The organism is Melghirimyces thermohalophilus (assembly GCF_900102685.1).
Lineage (GTDB): Bacteria > Bacillota > Bacilli > Thermoactinomycetales > DSM-45169 > Melghirimyces > Melghirimyces thermohalophilus.
This window is the reverse complement of the sequence record NZ_FMZA01000001.1, coordinates 94614-112398: the sequence shown is the minus strand read 5'-3', so window position 1 is coordinate 112398 and position 17785 is coordinate 94614. Positions and strand designations below refer to the sequence as shown.

Below are 17785 nucleotides of genomic sequence, written 5' to 3'. Positions count from 1 at the left end.
CCCATGAAACCGGTCTTACTCTTTCTCTTCGCAATGGTCGTCGCAACCCTGACACGTCCCATATAGGGTTCCGCTTTTATCACCGTCGACATAGGTGATGACCTCATCACAGTTTTGGCATACGATTGCTTCCATTTCGTCATCCCCCTTTAAAAGCGGAATTAAAAAAGAAAACGCTTTAATTGTTATGGCACATTGATTATAATATGATATACCAATGGCGTCAACCGTGTGAATTAATGTTTTACAATCAGGAAATGAGCACAAAAAAAACCGACTTTCGTCGGTTTTCCATCACTGGGTATCCTCTAGCCCGAATCCAAGGTGAGGAAAGGAACGTTCCTTTGCAGGAATTCGGAGATCTCTTCCGCTTCCTTCCTCGACCGCAGATTATATATTCGCTGCAGGTCCTCCAACTTTTCCACATCATCCCGGGAGAGCAGGGCAGAGTGCCCCGTCTGTAAGCAGACAATCAACGGTTTGCCGAAAAACATGCCGGTGTTAACGATGCCAAAATCGTAACACCGCCCCTGGAGCTACCCCGGATTGCGGGAGGCTGCAGCGGTATCGATTACGGATTGCATTCTTCCACTTTTGTTTCAAAGAGGGATGCGATCTCACAAAAGAGGGCAATATCCTCCTCATCCACACTGTGAACCGGTTCTCCCACCACCACCAGCTGACCGATCAAATGGTGCCCCCGGTAAAAGGGGACAAAAATTTCCACTCGGTTTCCCGTCTGCTCGCGGACCACCCCGCCTCGGGCTGCCGCCATACTGAGCAGTCCCTCACCGAAGGGAACAACGGGCATCAGAGAACAAAATCCGGCGCCGCAATATTCCCGAAATTGATATCCCGAAGTTAAGTAGACACCTGCATAGCGGTAGGCGGATACCTTTTCATACAAAATCTTGGCTACAAACCGGTACAGCCCTTTCACGGAAACAGAACCGTTCAGACGGTCGGAAACCACACCGATTTCCGCACGAAGTTCATCCAACAGATCTGCTTTACGCATCCAACCCATCCCCCACTGCCGGAGTAAATTTTAGTATAGCACAGTCCCCATCGCCACACAATTTACTTTTCTAAATATTCCACCATCATTTTTCTCCTCTATAATTTGATTCTACAAGAGCCGGTCTATCTCCTATGTAACTTTCATGGAAAAATGAAATTTAACTCCGTGAAATCCCTTCTATCCCCCTGTCTGTAAACATGCTAACATGAAGATAAAAAGGTCAGGGGTGAAAGCCAACCGTGTCCAAAAGCGCCTTCATTAAATTGGTGGATGGATCATCTTCTGCGACGGTAGATTTGCAGGATGTAAAGAAGGAGTTGTCCCGGTACGTGGAAATGACCACCGACACCGGCAAACAGTTGGACTGGGAGTATGCGGAGGCCGCCTTCCCTTACACCATGGAGGAAAAACAGACCGATGGGACACGCTGGCTCCTGCTGAAGGGAAAGGAGCCCCAGCTGTACAAACATTTGATTGTAGGGGTCAACACCGGCACCCTCGAGGCGGTCCGATCCGTTCCCCACATTCAGATCGTAGTCCCCGACGGAGCCACCCACGGTGATACCGCGAAAGCCAATGAATTCTCCCGCTTTTTGGCGCGTTCTTTCCAAGGAGAACTTCACCTTTTTAACGGACGCGTCATGTATTTTTACCCCCGCAAACCTTGATCGCCGCTCCTTCGCGCCGCCCTTTTGCTGGGCGGTTTTTTGATGGAGGAATCAATTCCTCCATTTTCCGCTTTTCATCTCTCCTTGAAAAGCATATCATTAAAGCGAGGAACGTTTGTTCCCGTCGATGAAAGGGGGTTATGATCGATGGGCAAAAGGAAACGCACCGTTTTGCTGGCAGACATGAACGCCTTTTATGCCAGCGTGGAACAAACACTGGACCCTTCCCTCCGTCATCGCCCGCTGATTGTCTGCGGAGATCCGGACCAACGTCACGGTATTGTTCTGGCCGCTTCCTACGAAGCCAAAGCCTTTGGGGTGAAGACCGGGATGCCCGTGTCCCGGGCTAAGGAACTGTGTCCCGATGCGAAGTTGATTCCCCCTCACATGTCCACCTATGTGCAATACTCGGTTCGGATCGTCGATATTTTGAAGGAGTTCTCTCCCCTGGTCGAACCCTTCTCCATCGATGAGGCCTTTGTGGAGCTGACCGGATGCGAAGCCCTCTTCGGGGACGGTGAAACCGCAGCCCGGCAAATCCAACAACGGATCGATGAGGAAACGGGGATCCCCTGCTCCATCGGTGTCGGACCCAACAAACTGTTGGCCAAGATGGCCGCCGATCTAAAAAAGCCCCGTGGATTAACGGTGTTAACCCAGAAGCAAGTGGCAAAACGGCTGTGGCCTCTGCCAGTGGTTCGATTGTTTGGCGTGGGACACCGTATGGAACATCATTTACACCGCATGGGAATCCGTACCATCGGTGACCTGGCTCAAGCGGATCCCGACCTTCTCCACCACCGGTTCGGGATCATCGGACGGGTGCTCCACCAATCGGCCCACGGTATTGACGACAGCCCCGTCGATCCGCATTCCCTCGATGGAAACAAATCCATCGGCCACCAGTTTACACTGCCCCGGGATTATACCGAAGAGAAGGAGCTCCGGCTGGTTCTCCGGGAACTGGCGGAGGAAGTGGCCGGTCGGGCCCGCCAAGCGGGAGTCGTCGGGCAAACCGTCTCCCTCACCCTCAAGGGAGCCGACTTCCGCTCGATCCACCGAGCGCTGACCATGCCAGACCCCTCCAATCTGGGACGCCCCCTGTTCCAGGCAGCGATGACCCTGCTGCACCAACACTGGCACGGGCAACCGGTCCGTCTGGTCGGAATCACTCTCAGCAACCTCCGAACCGATCGGGGCATCCAACTCAACCTATTTGAACAGACAGAAAAAGAGCAGCGCCTGGCCGAAACGGTGGATAAAATCCGACAAAAGTTCGGCAAAGAAAGCATCCTGCTCGCCCAGTCCTTAACAGAGAGCAGCGTTTTTTCAGACCGGGCGGGCAAAATCGGCGGACACCGCATGTAGAGAGCGATACCAAGGCTCAGTACTGAAGAAAGACAAAATGGGATCCGGCAGCAAAAGCCGTACCTAACCAGATGCCGACGATCACGTCGGTAGGATAATGCAGACCGAGATAAATACGGGAAAGGCCCACCAACATGGCCAAGGGGAACAATATCCAAGCCAACCAGGGAAGGTGAAGGACCCACACCACTGCCAGCGAGAAGGCGGCCGTCGTGTGACCCGAGGGAAATGAGTAATCCTGCAGCGCATCAGACGTAATGAAGAGGCCGGAGATCTCGAGATATGGCCGCAGACGATGCCAAAAATGCTTTCCCAGACGCACCACCAAATGGCTGAACACCAGCGCAACCAATCCCTCCAGCGCCCAGTAGCGGGCAAAGGAGTCAATCAGCAACCACCAGGCAGCCAGGAAGGCCAAGCTAAATCCGGCCCCTCCCAGGTGGGTCACCCGGGGCATGATCCAATCCATCACCCGACACCTCCATCGCTGGTTGACATAGGAAACCCAGCGGTCATCCACGTTCTGCAAACGGGCTGCCAAACGCTTCATGGTCCCAACTCCTTTGACTCAGCCGGAATTCTGTCGCTTTCATCCTAACGGACCCTTTTAAACCAGGGATTAACGGATCATTAACCTTCAATGGATATGCCAAGAGACAGGGAAGTGGTCGGAATCCTCCCTTTTGGGAACTTGACAAAATGGTGCCGAAAATGAAAATCCCGCCTTTAAAAAAGGCGGGTTTGGTGGGCAGTACTGGGATCGAACCAGTGACCTCTACCGTGTCAAGGTAGCGCTCTCCCCCTGAGCTAACTGCCCAAAAATAGTTCGTCTTGGTGGGCCCAACAGGACTCGAACCTGTGACCGATCGGTTATGAGCCGACTGCTCTACCAACTGAGCTATAGGCCCGGAATAAAAATGGCGGAGCTGACGGGACTCGAACCCGCGACCTCCGGCGTGACAGGCCGGCGTGAACTCCAACTTCACCACAGCTCCTCAATTGGTTGCGGGGGCAGGACTCGAACCTGCGACCTTCGGGTTATGAGCCCGACGAGCTACCGACTGCTCCACCCCGCGGCGACAACAATTAATATACATGATCTCCGTTAACAATGCAAGGGGTTTTCCAAAAAAAAATTTTTCCCTTTTAAGGGGTTTTCCATTGATATCGCACCCCGTAGCGTCCCTTTTTAGATTGGAACACTTCCACTTCCTCAGGGCTCTCATAACCGTATATCCACCAATCCTCCTGCATACGTGTTGCCAGACAACGGGCTTGAAACCGCGAATCATACAGCTTGGCCCAATAGATCCAGTCAGACATCTTGCACCCTCCCCTTTGGCTCAAATGTATCTTCCGATATTGTTCCTGGAGATGGTGGGATTCATGCCTATGACAAGGGACATCCGTACATTTTTCCCCGGCGCCGATACTTCCCCTTTATCATCACATAAGATAAAGCAACAATCGGAACCGGGCCCCACGGAACAAAAGCGTCAGCTGGCGTTCCGTGGGAACCCTGATTGTTGCTCAACCATCTGACCTCCATTGGACAGATGTTCCCTCCTCTACTTCGGGCTGAAATGACAGCCCGTTTTTTATGTGTCCTTTTTCGCTTGTATCCTGTTTCATCCCGCAAATGGATCCTGCACTTCGCTGGGAGGTTCTCCCTCTTCTTCCTCGTCCCGAAGCCGGTGAGCGATACGGCTGGAAGCCGACGCGGCTATACTGGCCACCAAATCGTCTAAAAAGGTGTGGATGGGACCTCCTTTTTTGGTATCCAGTTTTTCAATCAATCCAATCTTCTTCTTATCCAAGTAACCAAAGGTTGTGACTGCGATGCTTCCGTAACCAAAGACCGATCCCAGAGCCAAGGTCTCATCGCACCCGAACAACCCTTCATCCTGCTTCACCAGGGATAGGAGCGGTTCGGAGAGTTCTCCTTTTTCCGCCAACCGATCCAACTCGACCCCGACAAGTATCGCATGCTGAAGCTCTCTCTTTTCCAGGACAGCGTAAATGCTCTCCACACAATTTTCCATGGTCAGCTGTTCATTGTAGGGAGACTGCATACGGTAAACGATTTCGGCGATTCCTTCGACGGTAACTCCTCGCTCCTTCAATCGTTTCAATGCGGCGGCTTTCACCTCTTTACTGTGAACGCGCTCCATGTTCGGGTTCCTCCCTCCAGCCTGTTTCGAGGCATAATTTCATCTTATCACAAATTTACACCGATACCTAGCAGCCATATATGATGGCCCCTCACTTTATCAGGAAGCGGTTACCGGGTATAATAAGAGGGGGAGAAAGTGTCTTTAAATGGAATGCAGAGCTTGATACGGCAGGAACCAAACGTCATGAACGATCGGATCCATCTCAAAGGAGGGAAAAAGATGAGATACGGTGTTGCAACTTTTCCGGAAAAGAAGATTCAAGACTTCGCCAATTCTTATCGAAAAAGGTATGATCCTCATTATGCCTTGATTCCGCCTCACATCACCTTGAAAGAACCCTTTGAACTGAATGAGGACATGCTTCCGCAAGCCCTGCAACATCTGGAACAGGTGGCCAAAGAGACCTCCGCCTTTACCGTTCGTCTACCGAAGATCAGCACGTTTCATCCTACCAACAACGTGATCTATATTGCGGTAGATGAAACGGAGGCGGTAAAAAACCTCCATGAAAAGATCAACCGAAAATCAATTTACCATGAAGAGGAATACAGTTATATTCCACATATCACCTTGGCTCAGAAGTTATCCGATTCTGAACTGCACGATGTCTACGGGAGCCTGAAGATGCTAAAGGTGGAGTTTGAAACGCGGATCGATCGATTCCATCTCCTCTACCAGCTGGAAAATGGCTCCTGGACGATTTATCAATCCTTTCTGTTGCAGGAATAACAGAGGGATGTCTATGAACTACAGAATTGAGCCTGTCGACAAACAAAAACACCTCTCAGATGCTTTGGCCCTTCGTTACGAAGTGTTTGTAAAGGAACAAGAAGTGCCTCTCTCCTTGGAAGTCGATGAGTGGGAGGAGACGGCCGTCCATTTTCTGGCCTGGGAACAGGAACGACCGGTGGGAACAGCGCGGTTGCGCTGGATCAACGATGGGATCGGAAAAGTGGAGCGGGTAGCCGTCCTGAGCTCCCATCGCGGCACCGGCTTGGGACGGGCCTTGATGGAAGCCATCGAACAATACGCTATCGCCCAGGGAGCCTCCCAACTAAAACTGCACGCCCAAACACGTGTCCTCGGCTTTTACCGAAAACTGGGCTACTCCTCTCAAGGGGAACCTTTTTTCGATGCGGGCATTGAACATATGGAAATGAAAAAGCCGATCCTCTCCCCCTGAGGACCGGCTTTTTTTACAAGTTATTCAGAAGGGGAAACAGACAGCCTCTCCACCGTCTCCCTGTCGGTCACACAGGTGCCGAGAGGGGCGTGATACATCGACCCGTGACGCTCCCCATGAAAATCGGAACCACCGGTGGTGGGCAATTGAAACCGACGGGCCATCTCCCGATAGCGAGCCCGCATCTCATCGTCATGATCGGGATGATTGACTTCGATGCCGGCAAGCCCCTGTTGGGCGAGGTGGAGGACGAGTTCATCTTCCCCGTACAAGCCGGGATGGGCCAGGACCGGAACACCTCCCGCCTCTCGAATCACATGGATCGCCTCTTCGGGATGAATCCGCGGGGTGATTACGTAAGCGGCCCCATCCTTGCCGAGATAACGGTCAAAGGCCTCATTCATCGACTGAACCACTCCCTTTTCCACCAACACCTCGGCAAAGTGGGGACGGCCCACATTGGTTTTCCCATCTTTCTTTTTAGCGCGCACCTCTTCCATGGTGATCGAGATGCCCAAGCTGTTCAACTTTTCCAACAAGAGTTCATTGCGACGCTGACGAGCTTCACGCTGTTCCTGCAGCCGAAGGCGAAAAGCCTCATCTGTCCGATCGACGAAATAGCCCAACATATGGATATCCTTCCCATGGGCCACCGTGCTGATCTCCACACCGGGGACCACCTGGATCCCCAACTCTTTTCCCCGTGCCATCGCTTCCTTTACCCCATCCACTGTGTCGTGGTCTGTAATCGCGATGCCATACAGGTTTTTTTCCTTTGCCATCTCCACAACCGCTGCCGGCGAGAACATCCCGTCGGAGGCTGTAGTGTGTACATGAAGGTCCAAAAGGTCCAATATCCTCATCTCCCTTTTTGCTCTTTTTCTCCGTGGACTCTATCCAGCCAATGAATCAGTCCGACGCCCCAACGCTGCATAAAAACTCGCCAAGAAAAGGATTCATCGGTTCGCTGCCTCCATTCTGCCTGATACATAGACTCCAACCATTCATTCATCGCCTTGGCTTGCTTTCGGGTGACAGGAGCCGCGGGACCAGCAGGAACGTGGTATACTCCTACCTTAACTGGACGCAGTAAATACAACGGCGAACCTTCCTCAAGCCCGTTAAGCCCCAACACCAGGTCACCGGCATCCTGGCCCCTAAAAAATTCTCTGGCCATAGAACAGCCGCTCTCTTCATCGATCTGTAACCGGAACACCGACAGATAAGAGGTCATAAGGGAGGCGATCATTCGCAGCTCCTTGTCTGTAAGATCGGTGCGGTATTTATGGAGGTAACCATCCAAATGCCTGTACCCGCGGATGTTCAGATAGTCCAAAGCATACCACAATTGAAACCAATCTTCCCATTGAGGGTTTTTTTCCGGAAAGGAATCATCTCCAGTGATGGTGGAAAAAACGTGACGAGCACGGACTTTTTCCCGGAGGTTGGTCTCCCGGTCAGCATAACAGCACAACCGGTTTAGCAGACGATTAAATATGCGGGTCTGTTCTCCTTGCCACTGGTCCCTCCGACGGAAAAAGTCAACAATCCCCCGTTGGTCATCCATTCTCCTCCCTCCTTTTTTCTCTTTCGTTCATAATTTTCCCCCGGGTTCATACGATGAAAATACCTTTCGTTGGCGCAAAACCCACATGTGCAGAGCAAAGCCAATTATATTTACCGACCATGAGGAGGTTTCAATTTGGGGTTAAAAATGAAACGGATAACGGGATTGGTGTATGCCCCCGATCAAATTGACCGTTTCCTGTGTTCCCGGGGCTTTGTCCGCCGTAACGGACAACCGCCCGTCTACGATCTGCGCATCCGGGATCATATTTCCGGGGAGGAATTCCGCCTCCGGATCCCCACCACTCATCATCGTACAAAAAATCAGCCGACCATCCATTTAAAGTTGGGGCAACCCGTTCTCCACCGGTTGAGCGGAGGCCGTCGAGACGGGTTTATACCCGACCATATCAGGGAGGCGACGGAGCATAAAATCGCTGAAATCTTCTCATACCTTTACTCGGTTCATTCTTAAGCTAACAGCATGAAAACGGACCCGTAGGTGGGTCCGCTCTTTTTTGTCCAAGGGAAAAGACGGGCATCCCAAACCGGGTGCCCGCCACACTCAACGGATTCAGGTGCGTTTTTTCACTTCTTCTTCAATCCGCTTACCCAACTCCTTACCCTTCTCAGGAGATCGGTTCGCCTGGGCTTCAGAGACGCCCAATTCCGAGGCCACCTCGTTCATCATATTTTTGATCTTGCGATCATCGGAAGTTTCTCCAGCTTGAGCTCGAGGAGCTGCGCCTTCACGTTTGGACTGTTCATTCTTCTGGTTTAAAAAGCGGAACACACTGAACGCCCCCTTCTGTTGATGTTGAGTGCCCGCTTAGTATCACTCCATCACCGGTCTTTTATGTTTCCGTTTGATGGTTACCCGAACGTTGTTCAGCTCCTCCTCACTGACTACGTAAACCTGGTCAAACCTTTCCTCCCGGATGGTCCGTTTGGTGTCCTGCAAATAAGCGTGGAAACGGCGGATCACCTCAGGGGGCACCTGTCTTTGCCGTTGTTCATTTCGTTCCAGACAAACATTTAAGGGGAGATCCAACAAAATCACTGCACTTGCAAAGCCGTGTTGACTTGCCAGCTTTTGAAAGCTGGCCCGGCTGCTTCTATTGAGGGAGGTGGAATCGATTACGGTCAATTTGCCCAAACTCAACCGCAGGTGACAAATGTGTCGCACCAGAGAAAACGTCTCGCGATGAACGGACATATCCTCCACATCATCGCTAACCATTTCTCGGCACCGATCCGAGGAAACGACTTGTGTTGAAAGGAAGTGGCGATTGGCAAAGGTGGACTTGCCGCAGCCCGGCGCCGCACACATCAAAATCAATGACCGCTCGGGAAAAACCAATTCCATCCTAAGAACCTCCTCTGTCCATCATATACCACAGGATCACTTGTTTTTTCCTCTTTGATACTGTGTTACACTGAAGTGAAAAAAATCATCTGATCCGTACAGGAGGTTCACAACTTTGGCACCGGATTCAAATTCACGGGAACAATGGTCCGGAAAGATCGGTTTCATTCTTTCCGCTATCGGTTCCGCCGTCGGACTGGGAAGCATCTGGCGGTTTCCCTTTGTCACCGGTGAAAATGGTGGCGGAGCTTTTGTGCTCATTTATGTCGTCTGCGTTTTATTACTGGGACTGCCAGTTCTCCTTTCAGAGATTGTTCTGGGTCGCAGCACCCAACGCAATCCCGTCGGCGCCTTAAGAAAACGGGCACCGGGCACGCCTTGGTTTTTAGGCGGGTTTATCGGGATTACAGGTACCATCATCATCCTCGCCTTTTACAGTACAGTTGGAGGGTGGACCCTCTCCTACATCTGGGGGGCACTGGCCGACGGATTCGGCCAGATGTCCATCCAACAGGCGGAAGCTCGCTTTACCCAATTCATCTCCGATCCCATCATCCCGATTCTGTGGCAATTTTTATTTATGATGCTCACCATGGGCATCTGCCTGTTTGGATTGCAAAACGGGATTGAACGGACGAACAAATTTTTGATGCCGATGCTGGGGATCATGTTGATCATCCTGGTGATCCGGGGAATCACGCTACCCGGCTCTGGTGAAGGGATTCGCTTTATTCTTTACCCTGACTGGTCCAGCGTCACCTTCAATACCGTCTTTGAGGCCTTGGGAATGGCCTTTTTCTCCTTATCCATCGGCGCTGGCACCATGGTCACATACGGCAGCTATCTGCCGAAAAAAGAAAGTATCCCTCACGCAGTCAAACATGTGGTCCTGTTTTCCACCCTGGTTTCCCTGGCAGCGGGATTGGCGATCTTTCCGGCGATCTTTTCTTTGGGCTATGAACCGAACACCGGCCCGCCATTGGTCTATATCACCTTGCCGGCGGTATTTGCTCAGATGCCGGGCGGCAGTTTATTTGCGATCCTGTTTTTCTTCCTGTTGAGCGTAGCCGCTCTCACCTCTTCCATCTCCTTGTTGGAAGTTCCGCTTCGCTACCTAGAGGATGAACATGGATTCAGCCGTAAGAAGGGCACCTTGCTGGCTGGCGGGTTGATTTTTCTACTGGGAATCTTCGCCACCCTCTCCTTCAGCACACTGTCCCATGTCAAAGGGATTGCCGGACTACCGATCTTTGAATCGATGGACTTTATCGCTTCCAACGTCCTGCTCCCCCTGGGCGGACTGGTCTTTATCCTGTTTGCCGGATGGAAATGGGGGATTCGGCAGGTTTTCGATGCAGCTAAAGGGGAAGACGGTAAAGGCCTTCCCGCACAGCTCTTCTGGGAATGGATCGCCCGTTGGGTAACACCGGTTTTGATCCTAATCGTCTTTCTCTTTCAAGTTCTGTCCAATCTGTAATGACAAAAGTGCTCCCCCGATAAGGGAGCACTTTTTTATTCGGCCAGCTCTCGTTCAAATACCCTAAGATAAGGATATACGGCTTCCACGGAAACCATGCGGGCCTCCCGAGGGTGAGGGGATAACTTTCCTCTCACCCAGAACCGGTTATCCAACCCCGCCGGGGGCGGGCTTTGTATGTTGGCCTGAAGGGGAATCCATTGCCCGCCGATCTCCAGCGAGGCTCCTGTGGATGAGATCCCCAACTGAAAGATCCCTTCTACAAAAGGCGGGGCCATCTCTTTAGATAACCCGTTTTCCGCCAACCAGCGCCGGGCTTCAAAGGCACGAGGCAACTCTTGAATCGATTCCTTGTAGACAGAGGCAAAAGTGGGATAAATGTCGCAGATCGCTTCTTCCCGGATCCAACGAAATAACCCTTTCAAGGTGTTGAGAAAGATTCTTGAGCGGATCGGTCCGCCCTTGCCCTTATCTACGTACCAGACACCGAAAAAATGCGACAGAACCTGCTCATCTAAAAGAGACCAGGTAAAACTCTCCCCAAACCGGATGGAAAGATAATCTTTTAATAAGTCCAGCGATTCCTGATACAGTTCCCGCGTTTTCTCCTGAAAAAGGGAAACGTATCGATCATAAAACAACTGGAATTGCTGCCCCACCACATCGGGCAAGCTCGCTTTTTCTTCCGGCACCGTAGGCATTCGAAACAGATCTTCTATAGGAGCTACCTTGGGGAGATCCTTCAAATCCTCTCCCCGGTCACCGATCACCTCCGGCAGCGTTTCCGGCTGATCGGAATTTTCCAGTTCCCGAGCCCTTTTCATGAGCCATCCGAGCACCTGCATCCCGTTCTGTTGCCAGTATTCTCGTTTTAGATCGCCTTTTCTCTGTATCTGTTCGTTCAAGTGCACCAGGATCTCCCCCCTCATCTCAACCCCAAAAGCAGTATAAGGGCCAAACAGCTCGTAACGATTTACCAAACGGGAGAGGCGCGCGAACATCAACATGCCTTCTTTGATGGGCTCGTCCAGCCGCACTAAAAACTCCTTCTCCTCGACCAAAGAGCGTAGTCGGGCTTCCCCTTCGCCCACCTCAATCACTTCATAACAGCATAGATGAACTTCTGTCAACTCCTGTGCCATTCGATCGGATTCCGACGTCCGCTCCGACAACTGTTCCCGCCAAACTTCGACAGGTCTCTGCCCGTGATAACAAGGGGCGTCAAATAAAATCCAAAACCGATAGGTGTAAGTTAGATTGGCAGGAATCGGCTTGTCCGCAGGAAGGTGGAAAAACTCTTTAAAACGAAGGTCCCAAATTTCATCAATTTCCTCCGAGCAGACTTCCTCAAACCACCGATTCAACTCCGTGACCAAACGGGACTTGGCTTTCCGCTCTCTCTCTTCTCGCACTTGTTCAGCAGATTGAATGGCCACGACCCGTTCGCAACACTTTTTGTATTTCTTTCCGCTACCACAGGGGCATGGATCGTTACGACCGGCTGTTACAGGCATATCGACACATCCCGTAAGATATCCTTTTCTGTAGTATATACGAATTACCCACCTGCTGACAAAAAGTTTTGGAAAAAGCTGATCATTTTTCCACTCCTTTAACCCCTGCTTCTTCAAGGATTTCAGACAAAAAAAATCCCGCGTAAAATTCGCGGGATTTGAACCTGATCATTCGAGAATATAAACCGTCACGTTGCGACGTCCCCACTGGATCGCCTCTGATTCACTTTCAAAGTAAAGGTCGATCACGTTGCCGTTGACGGCACCGCCTGTATCTTCCGCCACAGCGCGGCCGTATCCAGGAATGTACAACTCAGTCCCCAGTGGGATCACTGCAGGATCGACAGCCACCGTACCCCGGCGGGGGGTCGTTCCGGTTGCTGTTTTGTTTCCGGTAGCGGTATATCCGGTCGTCTCCGCTTCCATGGTTTTTTTGTACTTCAGACCGGCGATCCGCGATCCGGAAGACAGTTCAGTATCCCCTTTAGCCGAGGCTTCCTCCGCTTCACCGGAACCTACTTTGACGATTTGTGCCGTCGGTTTGATCTCGTCGATCTTTTTCTGGTCGGTCACCATCGCCTTGCCATTTTTAAATAATGCTGTCACTTGATAAATGACTTTTCCCTTTTTCCCTTCCCGGACCACTTCTTTTTCCCCTTTTGGAATATCCGGGTCTTCTTTCTTTTTAACGGAGTAATCCGTCTCTTCCACTTTCTTTTGAACCTTTTTCTCAATTTTATCGATCACAATGGTCATACCATTTGTAATCTTTTGATCCAATGTAGCATTCATCTGGTCGTTCTTATTTACATCCACCTTCTGCTCTTTCAGGAATTTTCCCACCGTCGGCTGGAGTGTGGTATGTTCCTCGGGGTCCTTATTTCCCACTTTTAAGGTTACCGAACACTTACAGGTAAGCTGGATATCCGTATCCTCCTGGATCTTTTGATCCCACGGGATACTCGGTTTATACTTTTCTTTCAGCTTGGCGGGTTTCATTCCTTCTTCTTTCAATGCATCCGACAGTGTCCCGTTGAAGACCGCTGTCTGAACGGTTTTCTCTCGATCACTGAAGGTGATGTTCACTTCTTTGTTCATCATGGCATAACTGACGTAGGCTCCGGATAACAGTAGGACGGCGGCAACCCCTAGTACGATGATCAGGGTTTTTTTCATGCTAAACCTCCCTTTTTCCCACTGGTCAAAAGACGGTTTTATTATAGCAGAGTTCAAGAAAATGTCTATGAAAAAATTACATTACAGGAAAGACCTCCAGTTCGATGCAGCCCGTCAGTTGGCGGAACCAGCGTTTTTTCCAACCACCGATATACGCAATTTTCCTTTTAATCCCGGATCCTGACGTCCAGCACCCTTCTCTCTCCGAGATCCCTGTGGAACGAAAAGAGGAGAGCGGTTGATCGTACTCCGCTCTCCGGTGATCCCACTACTCCTTGGTCCCGGATAAACGATCAAGCGGCAACGGTTCCTGACGATGCTTTTTCGCATCCTCACGAATCGACTGTTTCTTCTCCGGAGCCGGTACCTCCTCCATATCGGGTTTCGTTTTCGGTGCGTCCTTTGTCTTTTTCGACTGGTGGATGGTATTGGAGGGCCCGAAGATCTTCACCGTTAAAACCCCGTTTTTGGCGGTAGCAGAAACCAGAATCGGTTGATTCAATTGGTTTTGAAAAACAAAATCGGGTCCACCCCAGGAGACCGTGGCATCCTTCCCCTTGGGAACATACGTTACATGTTTACTGTGACTCACTCGCTGCAAGATCCGTAGTCCAGCACGTTCCACACTGTTATATAAGGTTGAAGAGGTTTGACAGATGCCCCCTCCCACCCCTTCTGTATATTCACCGCGCACGATCACCTTGGCGGGACGATAACCGCGGGCCTTAGAACGTACACCCACCGATCGGTTAAAGGAAAAAACCTCTCCGACAGGAACCACTTGATGATCGATCGCCTTGACTGACAGGTCGATGTTATGGGAACGATTTCTGTGGCTGGGGTCGTACACCGTCGTGTAGGAAGCGAGCTGTTTCTGCTTGATCCGCTTCAACATCGCCGTGGTCACCTGCGGCCTCCAGGTTTGTACTGGAACCTCTTGGGGACGCTCGAGATAGGCATGGGGTTGATCCAACCATCTGTCCACCATCCCGCGCTCCACCCTGAGCCCGTCCTTTTGCGGAATCAGCTTTCGATCGCGAAAATGTGCCGATTGAGGCGGACGATTGATCGCTCTTTCTACGCGGGCAAACCAACGATAAAAAGCATCCCGATCCAATGTTGTGGGATCTATCCCATCATAGCCGACCCGGGAAAGATCGAGGCGCCACTCTTTTTCTCCGTACTGAAGGATCAAAGGGGAAGAGGTTTCCCGTTTGATGGAGTGAGTCGCTTGGGGATCTGCCAAGGGCTCTGCAGTGCCGCCGCCGACAGGGCCAGAGGATGAAGCGCAGCCGGAAGTTAACAGCAGCACAGACAGTAACATAACCAGAAATTGCACCCACTCACCTCCTCCCCTTTAGTTTGTCAAGGAAGGCAGGATACACACTGGGAAGATCAGGGGGATTAAAAGATGTCAAGCATCCATCCCCCGCCCGCCAAAACATACAGCAGGATCAGCACCGGGATGCCGATGCGAAAAAGAGGATGCATCGTTTTATGGCGAAATAAGTACATACCTAAATACAAGCCAGGAGCGCCCCCAAACAGAGCGGATAAGATCAGGTTCCGCTCTGGAATTCGCCATGCTCCTTTTTTGGCTCGGGCTTTATCCACTCCCATCAGACAAAAGGCCATCCCATTGACAGCGACGAAATAAATAAGAAGGATATCCATAATTAAAGATTATGCCAATCATAACAAAGAAACTATACGCCATCTGTCGGATTTTTATCTTCACCCCTGTTTGTTTTACAGATAGACCCAGGGAATGGTCTTTCTATACTTAAGGTTTGAATAGATATTATTTATTTCGTGAATCAACCCTTTGTGTCTCACAACATGTTCCCGGGTCATTGGGATGAAAAATGACTCATCACGCGAATGGGGAGTGTGAAACCACGATGGATCCCACCCTTCTCAGCCGGATTTTAACAGCGGAGACATTGGCCTTCCATATCATTTGGGCCACGATCGGCGTCGGCGTTCCTATATTTATTTCCCTGGCGGAAGCTTGGGGAATATATAAAAAAGATGATCACTACATCCTGATGGCACGACGCTGGACCCGTGGGTTTGTAATCACCGTCGCTGTCGGCGTCGTCACAGGCACCTCCATCGGGCTGATGCTCAATCTCTTGTGGCCGCGATTTATGCAACTGGCCGGAAACGTCATCAGCCTACCCCTGTTTCTGGAAACCTTTGCTTTTTTCTTTGAAGCGATATTTTTAGGGATTTACCTCTACACCTGGGATCGGTTTAGAAAACCGATTTACCATTGGCTCACATCGATCCCTATCATCATCGGCTCCGCCCTGTCCGCAGTATTTATCACCACCGTCAACGCTTTTATGAATACACCAGCCGGGGTTCAAATCGAGAACGGAGAAGTGACCGACATTTATCCCCTGGCGGCCATGTTCAACCCGGCAACCCCCAGCAAAACAGCTCATGTCCTCTCTTCCTCATATGTCGCTTGCGCCTTCCTCCTCGGAGGAATTGCCGCCCATGCCCTTCTCAAAGGGCGTCATTCTACCTACCACCAAAAAGGGCTAAAAATGACCATGATCGCCGGTCTGATTTTGTCTGTGGCCACCGCAGTGGCCGGCGACATGTCCGGAAAGTTTTTGGCCAAGAACGTTCCGGAAAAGTTGGCAGCGGCGGAATGGCATTTTGAAACCCAACAAGAAGCGCCGCTGATTATCGGGGGGTATCTTGACGAAAACCAAGAAGTGCAAGGAGCGATCCAAATCCCTTGGGCCTTGAGTATCCTCGGCAAAGGGAAGCCAGATGGGGAAATCATCGGGTTAAATGATTTCCCTGTCGATGAACGCCCACCTTTATACCTGCACTATCTGTTTGACGGAATGGTTCTCATCGGAGCCTTCCTGATTTTGATATCCGCCCTGTTTCTTTACGCTTGGTGGCGACGAAGAAACCTCTGGCACCCTTGGCTGCTGCGGGGGATTGTGCTTGGCGCCCCGATGTCATTTTTGGCGATCGAACTGGGGTGGATCTATGCAGAGGTGGGCCGTCAGCCCTGGATCATTCGGGGGGTGATGCGGGTAGATGCCGCCTCCACCACCGCCGATCATGTCGGGGTGTTATTAGTGGTCTTCACCCTTCTCTATATCACTTTGGCCGTCATCGCTGTCTCTGTTCTGCGGAGGCTGTTCCATCACCACAGTCCCGAAAAAGAGTTGGAAGAACGCAGGATTATCCTTTAACGGGGGGATCATATTGCCGCTGGAGCTGATCGGTATCACCGTCCTATGGACGTTTTTGTACGGTTATCTAATCGTCGCCTCCATCGACTTCGGTGCCGGTTTCTTTTCCTATTACAGCGTGCTGACGAAAAAGGAACATCGTATCACTCAAGTGATCAACCGGTATCTCTCCCCGGTCTGGGAAGTGACCAACGTGTTTCTTGTCTTCTTTTTTGTGGGGATCGTGGGATTTTTCCCGGATACCGCCTATTACTACGGAACTTCCCTGCTGCTTCCCGGAGGCATAGCGCTATTGCTGCTGTCGATCCGGGGCTCCTTTTACGCCTTTGCCAATTACGGGGCGCGACAGAACAGCAGCTTTCTGTTTTTATACGGGATCACAGGCCTGTTGATCCCGGCTTCTCTATCGACGGTCTTAACCATTTCCGAGGGGGGGTTTATCCGGGAAGAGGCAGCAGGAAAGGTCCGATTCCTTCCCTGGGAGCTCTTGACCAGTCCCTACTCCTGGTCTGTGGTTTTTCTCGCAGTAGTCAGCGTCCTGTTTATCAGCGCCTCCTTTTTAACCTACTACGCGGATAAAGCCAAGGATGGTCCCGCTTTTGAAACCCTGCGCCAATATGCTCTCTTCTGGAGCAGTCCGACGATGGTAGCCAGTATGTGGGTATTTATGGCTTTATCTCGTCACAATGAGGAACATTTTCAAAACATGTGGGAGATCGCATGGGTATTCCTGCTTTCCCTCGCTTGCTTTCTCGGAGCAGTCTATCTGATCGGGCGGGGAAAACGCCTGGGGTGGGCCTTTATATTGGTGATGCTCCAGTTTGGATTCGCCTTTTTTGGTTACGGGTTCTCCCACTTACCCTACCTTCTGTATCCCTATATCACCATTCACTCCGGACTCACCCACTCCAACATGGGCTGGGCCCTGGTCATTTCCTTTGTCGCGGGCTTGTTTCTGCTGATTCCTTCCCTCCTCCTCTTGCTGCGACTCTTTCTGTTCAATGCCAACTACGTCCAGGGGAAAAAATAAAAAAAGAGCCGCACGGGA

The 17785-nt window shown here is 51.2% G+C and carries 21 protein-coding genes, 4 tRNA genes and 1 pseudogene; 8 read left to right on the top strand and 18 right to left on the bottom strand.

The features are described from left to right. Window positions 1-15: 15 nt before the first annotated feature. The 3 genes and pseudogenes from BLP91_RS16275 to BLP91_RS00625 all read right to left on the bottom strand — a co-directional run bounded on the left by BLP91_RS16275 (window position 16) and on the right by BLP91_RS00625 (window position 1018). Window positions 16-135, bottom strand: coding sequence for a GapA-binding peptide SR1P (locus BLP91_RS16275; RefSeq protein ID WP_143003425.1), 120 nt, complete (start codon window positions 133-135; stop codon window positions 16-18). Window positions 136-308: 173 nt separating this feature from the next. Beyond that, a pseudogene (locus BLP91_RS00630) lies at window positions 309-512 on the bottom strand (SAV0927 family protein); the annotation flags it as partial. A 59-nt stretch (window positions 513-571) separates the two neighbouring features. Further along, window positions 572-1018, bottom strand: a complete 447-nt coding sequence (locus tag BLP91_RS00625; protein WP_091565439.1) for a GAF domain-containing protein — start codon at window positions 1016-1018, stop codon at window positions 572-574. Window positions 1019-1260: 242 nt separating this feature from the next. On the opposite strand from BLP91_RS00625, the gene BLP91_RS00620 reads away from it, so the two are divergent. Continuing rightward, entirely contained in the window at window positions 1261-1689 is a 429-nt protein-coding gene (locus tag BLP91_RS00620) for a DUF1885 family protein (protein ID WP_091565436.1), read from the top strand. Between the two features lie 147 nt (window positions 1690-1836). Further along, a complete protein-coding gene (locus BLP91_RS00615) occupies window positions 1837-3057 on the top strand; it encodes a DNA polymerase IV (protein WP_091565434.1) in 1221 nt (406 codons plus the stop codon). A 16-nt stretch (window positions 3058-3073) separates the two neighbouring features. Here the strand turns inward: BLP91_RS00615 and BLP91_RS00610 are convergent, their stop codons facing one another. From BLP91_RS00610 to BLP91_RS00585, 7 genes are all read right to left on the bottom strand, one after another. Beyond that, window positions 3074-3607 carry a phosphatase PAP2 family protein gene (locus tag BLP91_RS00610; protein WP_091565431.1) on the bottom strand — a complete coding sequence of 178 codons (534 nt, stop codon included), beginning with the start codon at window positions 3605-3607 and terminating at the stop codon, window positions 3074-3076. 192 nt (window positions 3608-3799) lie between these two features. Beyond that, window positions 3800-3874 (bottom strand) — tRNA-Val (locus tag BLP91_RS00605). A gap of 15 nt (window positions 3875-3889) precedes the next feature. Further along, window positions 3890-3965: transfer RNA gene (locus BLP91_RS00600), tRNA-Ile, on the bottom strand. 10 nt (window positions 3966-3975) lie between these two features. Next, a tRNA-Asp gene (locus tag BLP91_RS00595) sits at window positions 3976-4052 on the bottom strand. A gap of 5 nt (window positions 4053-4057) precedes the next feature. Further along, window positions 4058-4133: transfer RNA gene (locus BLP91_RS00590), tRNA-Met, on the bottom strand. Between the two features lie 70 nt (window positions 4134-4203). Further along, window positions 4204-4380, bottom strand: a complete 177-nt coding sequence (locus tag BLP91_RS16515) for a hypothetical protein (protein WP_176757730.1) — start codon at window positions 4378-4380, stop codon at window positions 4204-4206. Window positions 4381-4685: 305 nt separating this feature from the next. Next, window positions 4686-5228 carry a phosphatidylglycerophosphatase A family protein gene (locus BLP91_RS00585; protein ID WP_091565428.1) on the bottom strand — a complete coding sequence of 181 codons (543 nt, stop codon included), beginning with the start codon at window positions 5226-5228 and terminating at the stop codon, window positions 4686-4688. A 222-nt stretch (window positions 5229-5450) separates the two neighbouring features. On the opposite strand from BLP91_RS00585, the gene BLP91_RS00580 reads away from it, so the two are divergent. Both BLP91_RS00580 and BLP91_RS00575 read left to right on the top strand, forming a co-directional pair. Further along, complete coding sequence (locus BLP91_RS00580) at window positions 5451-5960, top strand: YjcG family protein (RefSeq protein ID WP_091565773.1); 510 nt, start codon at window positions 5451-5453, stop codon at window positions 5958-5960. 13 nt (window positions 5961-5973) lie between these two features. Then, complete coding sequence (locus BLP91_RS00575; protein WP_091565426.1) at window positions 5974-6414, top strand: GNAT family N-acetyltransferase; 441 nt, start codon at window positions 5974-5976, stop codon at window positions 6412-6414. Window positions 6415-6434: 20 nt separating this feature from the next. On the opposite strand, the gene BLP91_RS00570 is transcribed toward BLP91_RS00575, so the two are convergent. Together BLP91_RS00570 and BLP91_RS00565 are read right to left on the bottom strand one after the other, a co-directional pair. After that, window positions 6435-7277 (bottom strand): PHP domain-containing protein, encoded by an 843-nt coding sequence (locus tag BLP91_RS00570; protein ID WP_091565423.1) that lies wholly within the window; start codon window positions 7275-7277, stop codon window positions 6435-6437. Further along, the gene (locus BLP91_RS00565) at window positions 7274-7981 is read right to left on the bottom strand and encodes a hypothetical protein (RefSeq protein ID WP_091565421.1); all 708 of its coding nucleotides are present in this window, start codon (window positions 7979-7981) and stop codon (window positions 7274-7276) included. The genes BLP91_RS00570 and BLP91_RS00565 overlap by 4 nt, the downstream gene beginning before the upstream one ends. A 135-nt stretch (window positions 7982-8116) precedes the next feature. On the opposite strand from BLP91_RS00565, the gene BLP91_RS00560 reads away from it, so the two are divergent. After that, window positions 8117-8455 (top strand): hypothetical protein, encoded by a 339-nt coding sequence (locus tag BLP91_RS00560; protein WP_091565418.1) that lies wholly within the window; start codon window positions 8117-8119, stop codon window positions 8453-8455. 99 nt (window positions 8456-8554) lie between these two features. Here the strand turns inward: BLP91_RS00560 and BLP91_RS00555 are convergent, their stop codons facing one another. Both BLP91_RS00555 and BLP91_RS00550 read right to left on the bottom strand, forming a co-directional pair. Then, window positions 8555-8773: a hypothetical protein gene (locus BLP91_RS00555; protein WP_091565415.1), complete on the bottom strand. Its 219-nt coding sequence runs from the start codon at window positions 8771-8773 to the stop codon at window positions 8555-8557. A 42-nt stretch (window positions 8774-8815) separates the two neighbouring features. Further along, on the bottom strand, window positions 8816-9346 hold the full coding sequence (locus BLP91_RS00550; protein ID WP_091565413.1) for an AAA family ATPase: 531 nt from the start codon (window positions 9344-9346) through the stop codon (window positions 8816-8818). A 115-nt stretch (window positions 9347-9461) separates the two neighbouring features. On the opposite strand from BLP91_RS00550, the gene BLP91_RS00545 reads away from it, so the two are divergent. Continuing rightward, the gene (locus BLP91_RS00545) at window positions 9462-10823 is read left to right on the top strand and encodes a sodium-dependent transporter (RefSeq protein ID WP_091565410.1); all 1362 of its coding nucleotides are present in this window, start codon (window positions 9462-9464) and stop codon (window positions 10821-10823) included. Window positions 10824-10858: 35 nt separating this feature from the next. Here BLP91_RS00545 and BLP91_RS00540 read toward each other — a convergent pair whose 3' ends face one another. From BLP91_RS00540 to BLP91_RS00520, 4 genes are all read right to left on the bottom strand, one after another. Then, a complete protein-coding gene (locus BLP91_RS00540) occupies window positions 10859-12337 on the bottom strand; it encodes an SEC-C metal-binding domain-containing protein (RefSeq protein WP_218119229.1) in 1479 nt (492 codons plus the stop codon). Between the two features lie 168 nt (window positions 12338-12505). Continuing rightward, on the bottom strand, window positions 12506-13513 hold the full coding sequence (locus tag BLP91_RS00535) for a resuscitation-promoting factor (protein ID WP_091565405.1): 1008 nt from the start codon (window positions 13511-13513) through the stop codon (window positions 12506-12508). A 268-nt stretch (window positions 13514-13781) separates the two neighbouring features. After that, the gene (locus BLP91_RS00525; protein WP_091565399.1) at window positions 13782-14852 is read right to left on the bottom strand and encodes a VanW family protein; all 1071 of its coding nucleotides are present in this window, start codon (window positions 14850-14852) and stop codon (window positions 13782-13784) included. A 65-nt stretch (window positions 14853-14917) separates the two neighbouring features. Beyond that, window positions 14918-15148 (bottom strand): DUF1294 domain-containing protein, encoded by a 231-nt coding sequence (locus BLP91_RS00520; protein ID WP_425412154.1) that lies wholly within the window; start codon window positions 15146-15148, stop codon window positions 14918-14920. A gap of 266 nt (window positions 15149-15414) precedes the next feature. On the opposite strand from BLP91_RS00520, the gene BLP91_RS00515 reads away from it, so the two are divergent. Together BLP91_RS00515 and BLP91_RS00510 are read left to right on the top strand one after the other, a co-directional pair. Then, on the top strand, window positions 15415-16737 hold the full coding sequence (locus tag BLP91_RS00515; RefSeq protein WP_091565394.1) for a cytochrome ubiquinol oxidase subunit I: 1323 nt from the start codon (window positions 15415-15417) through the stop codon (window positions 16735-16737). A 13-nt stretch (window positions 16738-16750) separates the two neighbouring features. After that, a complete protein-coding gene (locus tag BLP91_RS00510) occupies window positions 16751-17767 on the top strand; it encodes a cytochrome d ubiquinol oxidase subunit II (protein WP_091565392.1) in 1017 nt (338 codons plus the stop codon). The last annotated feature ends 18 nt before the right edge of the window (window positions 17768-17785 follow it).

Bases quoted from the DNA above. Each gene is read 5' to 3' on its own strand.
- BLP91_RS00515 (WP_091565394.1), top strand. From the start codon at position 15,415: ATGGATCCCACCCTTCTCAGCCGGATTTTAACAGCGGAGACATTGGCC.
- BLP91_RS00570 (WP_091565423.1), bottom strand. From the start codon at position 7,277: ATGAGGATATTGGACCTTTTGGACCTTCATGTACACACTACAGCCTCC.
- BLP91_RS00585 (WP_091565428.1), bottom strand. From the start codon at position 5,228: ATGGAGCGCGTTCACAGTAAAGAGGTGAAAGCCGCCGCATTGAAACGA.
- BLP91_RS00615 (WP_091565434.1), top strand. From the start codon at position 1,837: ATGGGCAAAAGGAAACGCACCGTTTTGCTGGCAGACATGAACGCCTTT.
- BLP91_RS00565 (WP_091565421.1), bottom strand. From the start codon at position 7,981: ATGGATGACCAACGGGGGATTGTTGACTTTTTCCGTCGGAGGGACCAG.
- BLP91_RS00535 (WP_091565405.1), bottom strand. From the start codon at position 13,513: ATGAAAAAAACCCTGATCATCGTACTAGGGGTTGCCGCCGTCCTACTG.
- BLP91_RS00625 (WP_091565439.1), bottom strand. From the start codon at position 1,018: ATGCGTAAAGCAGATCTGTTGGATGAACTTCGTGCGGAAATCGGTGTG.
- BLP91_RS00550 (WP_091565413.1), bottom strand. From the start codon at position 9,346: ATGGAATTGGTTTTTCCCGAGCGGTCATTGATTTTGATGTGTGCGGCG.
- BLP91_RS16515 (WP_176757730.1), bottom strand. From the start codon at position 4,380: ATGTCTGACTGGATCTATTGGGCCAAGCTGTATGATTCGCGGTTTCAA.
- BLP91_RS16275 (WP_143003425.1), bottom strand. From the start codon at position 135: ATGGAAGCAATCGTATGCCAAAACTGTGATGAGGTCATCACCTATGTC.
- BLP91_RS00575 (WP_091565426.1), top strand. From the start codon at position 5,974: ATGAACTACAGAATTGAGCCTGTCGACAAACAAAAACACCTCTCAGAT.
- BLP91_RS00580 (WP_091565773.1), top strand. From the start codon at position 5,451: ATGAGATACGGTGTTGCAACTTTTCCGGAAAAGAAGATTCAAGACTTC.
- BLP91_RS00540 (WP_218119229.1), bottom strand. From the start codon at position 12,337: ATGCCTGTAACAGCCGGTCGTAACGATCCATGCCCCTGTGGTAGCGGA.
- BLP91_RS00610 (WP_091565431.1), bottom strand. From the start codon at position 3,607: ATGAAGCGTTTGGCAGCCCGTTTGCAGAACGTGGATGACCGCTGGGTT.
- BLP91_RS00520 (WP_425412154.1), bottom strand. From the start codon at position 15,148: ATGGCCTTTTGTCTGATGGGAGTGGATAAAGCCCGAGCCAAAAAAGGA.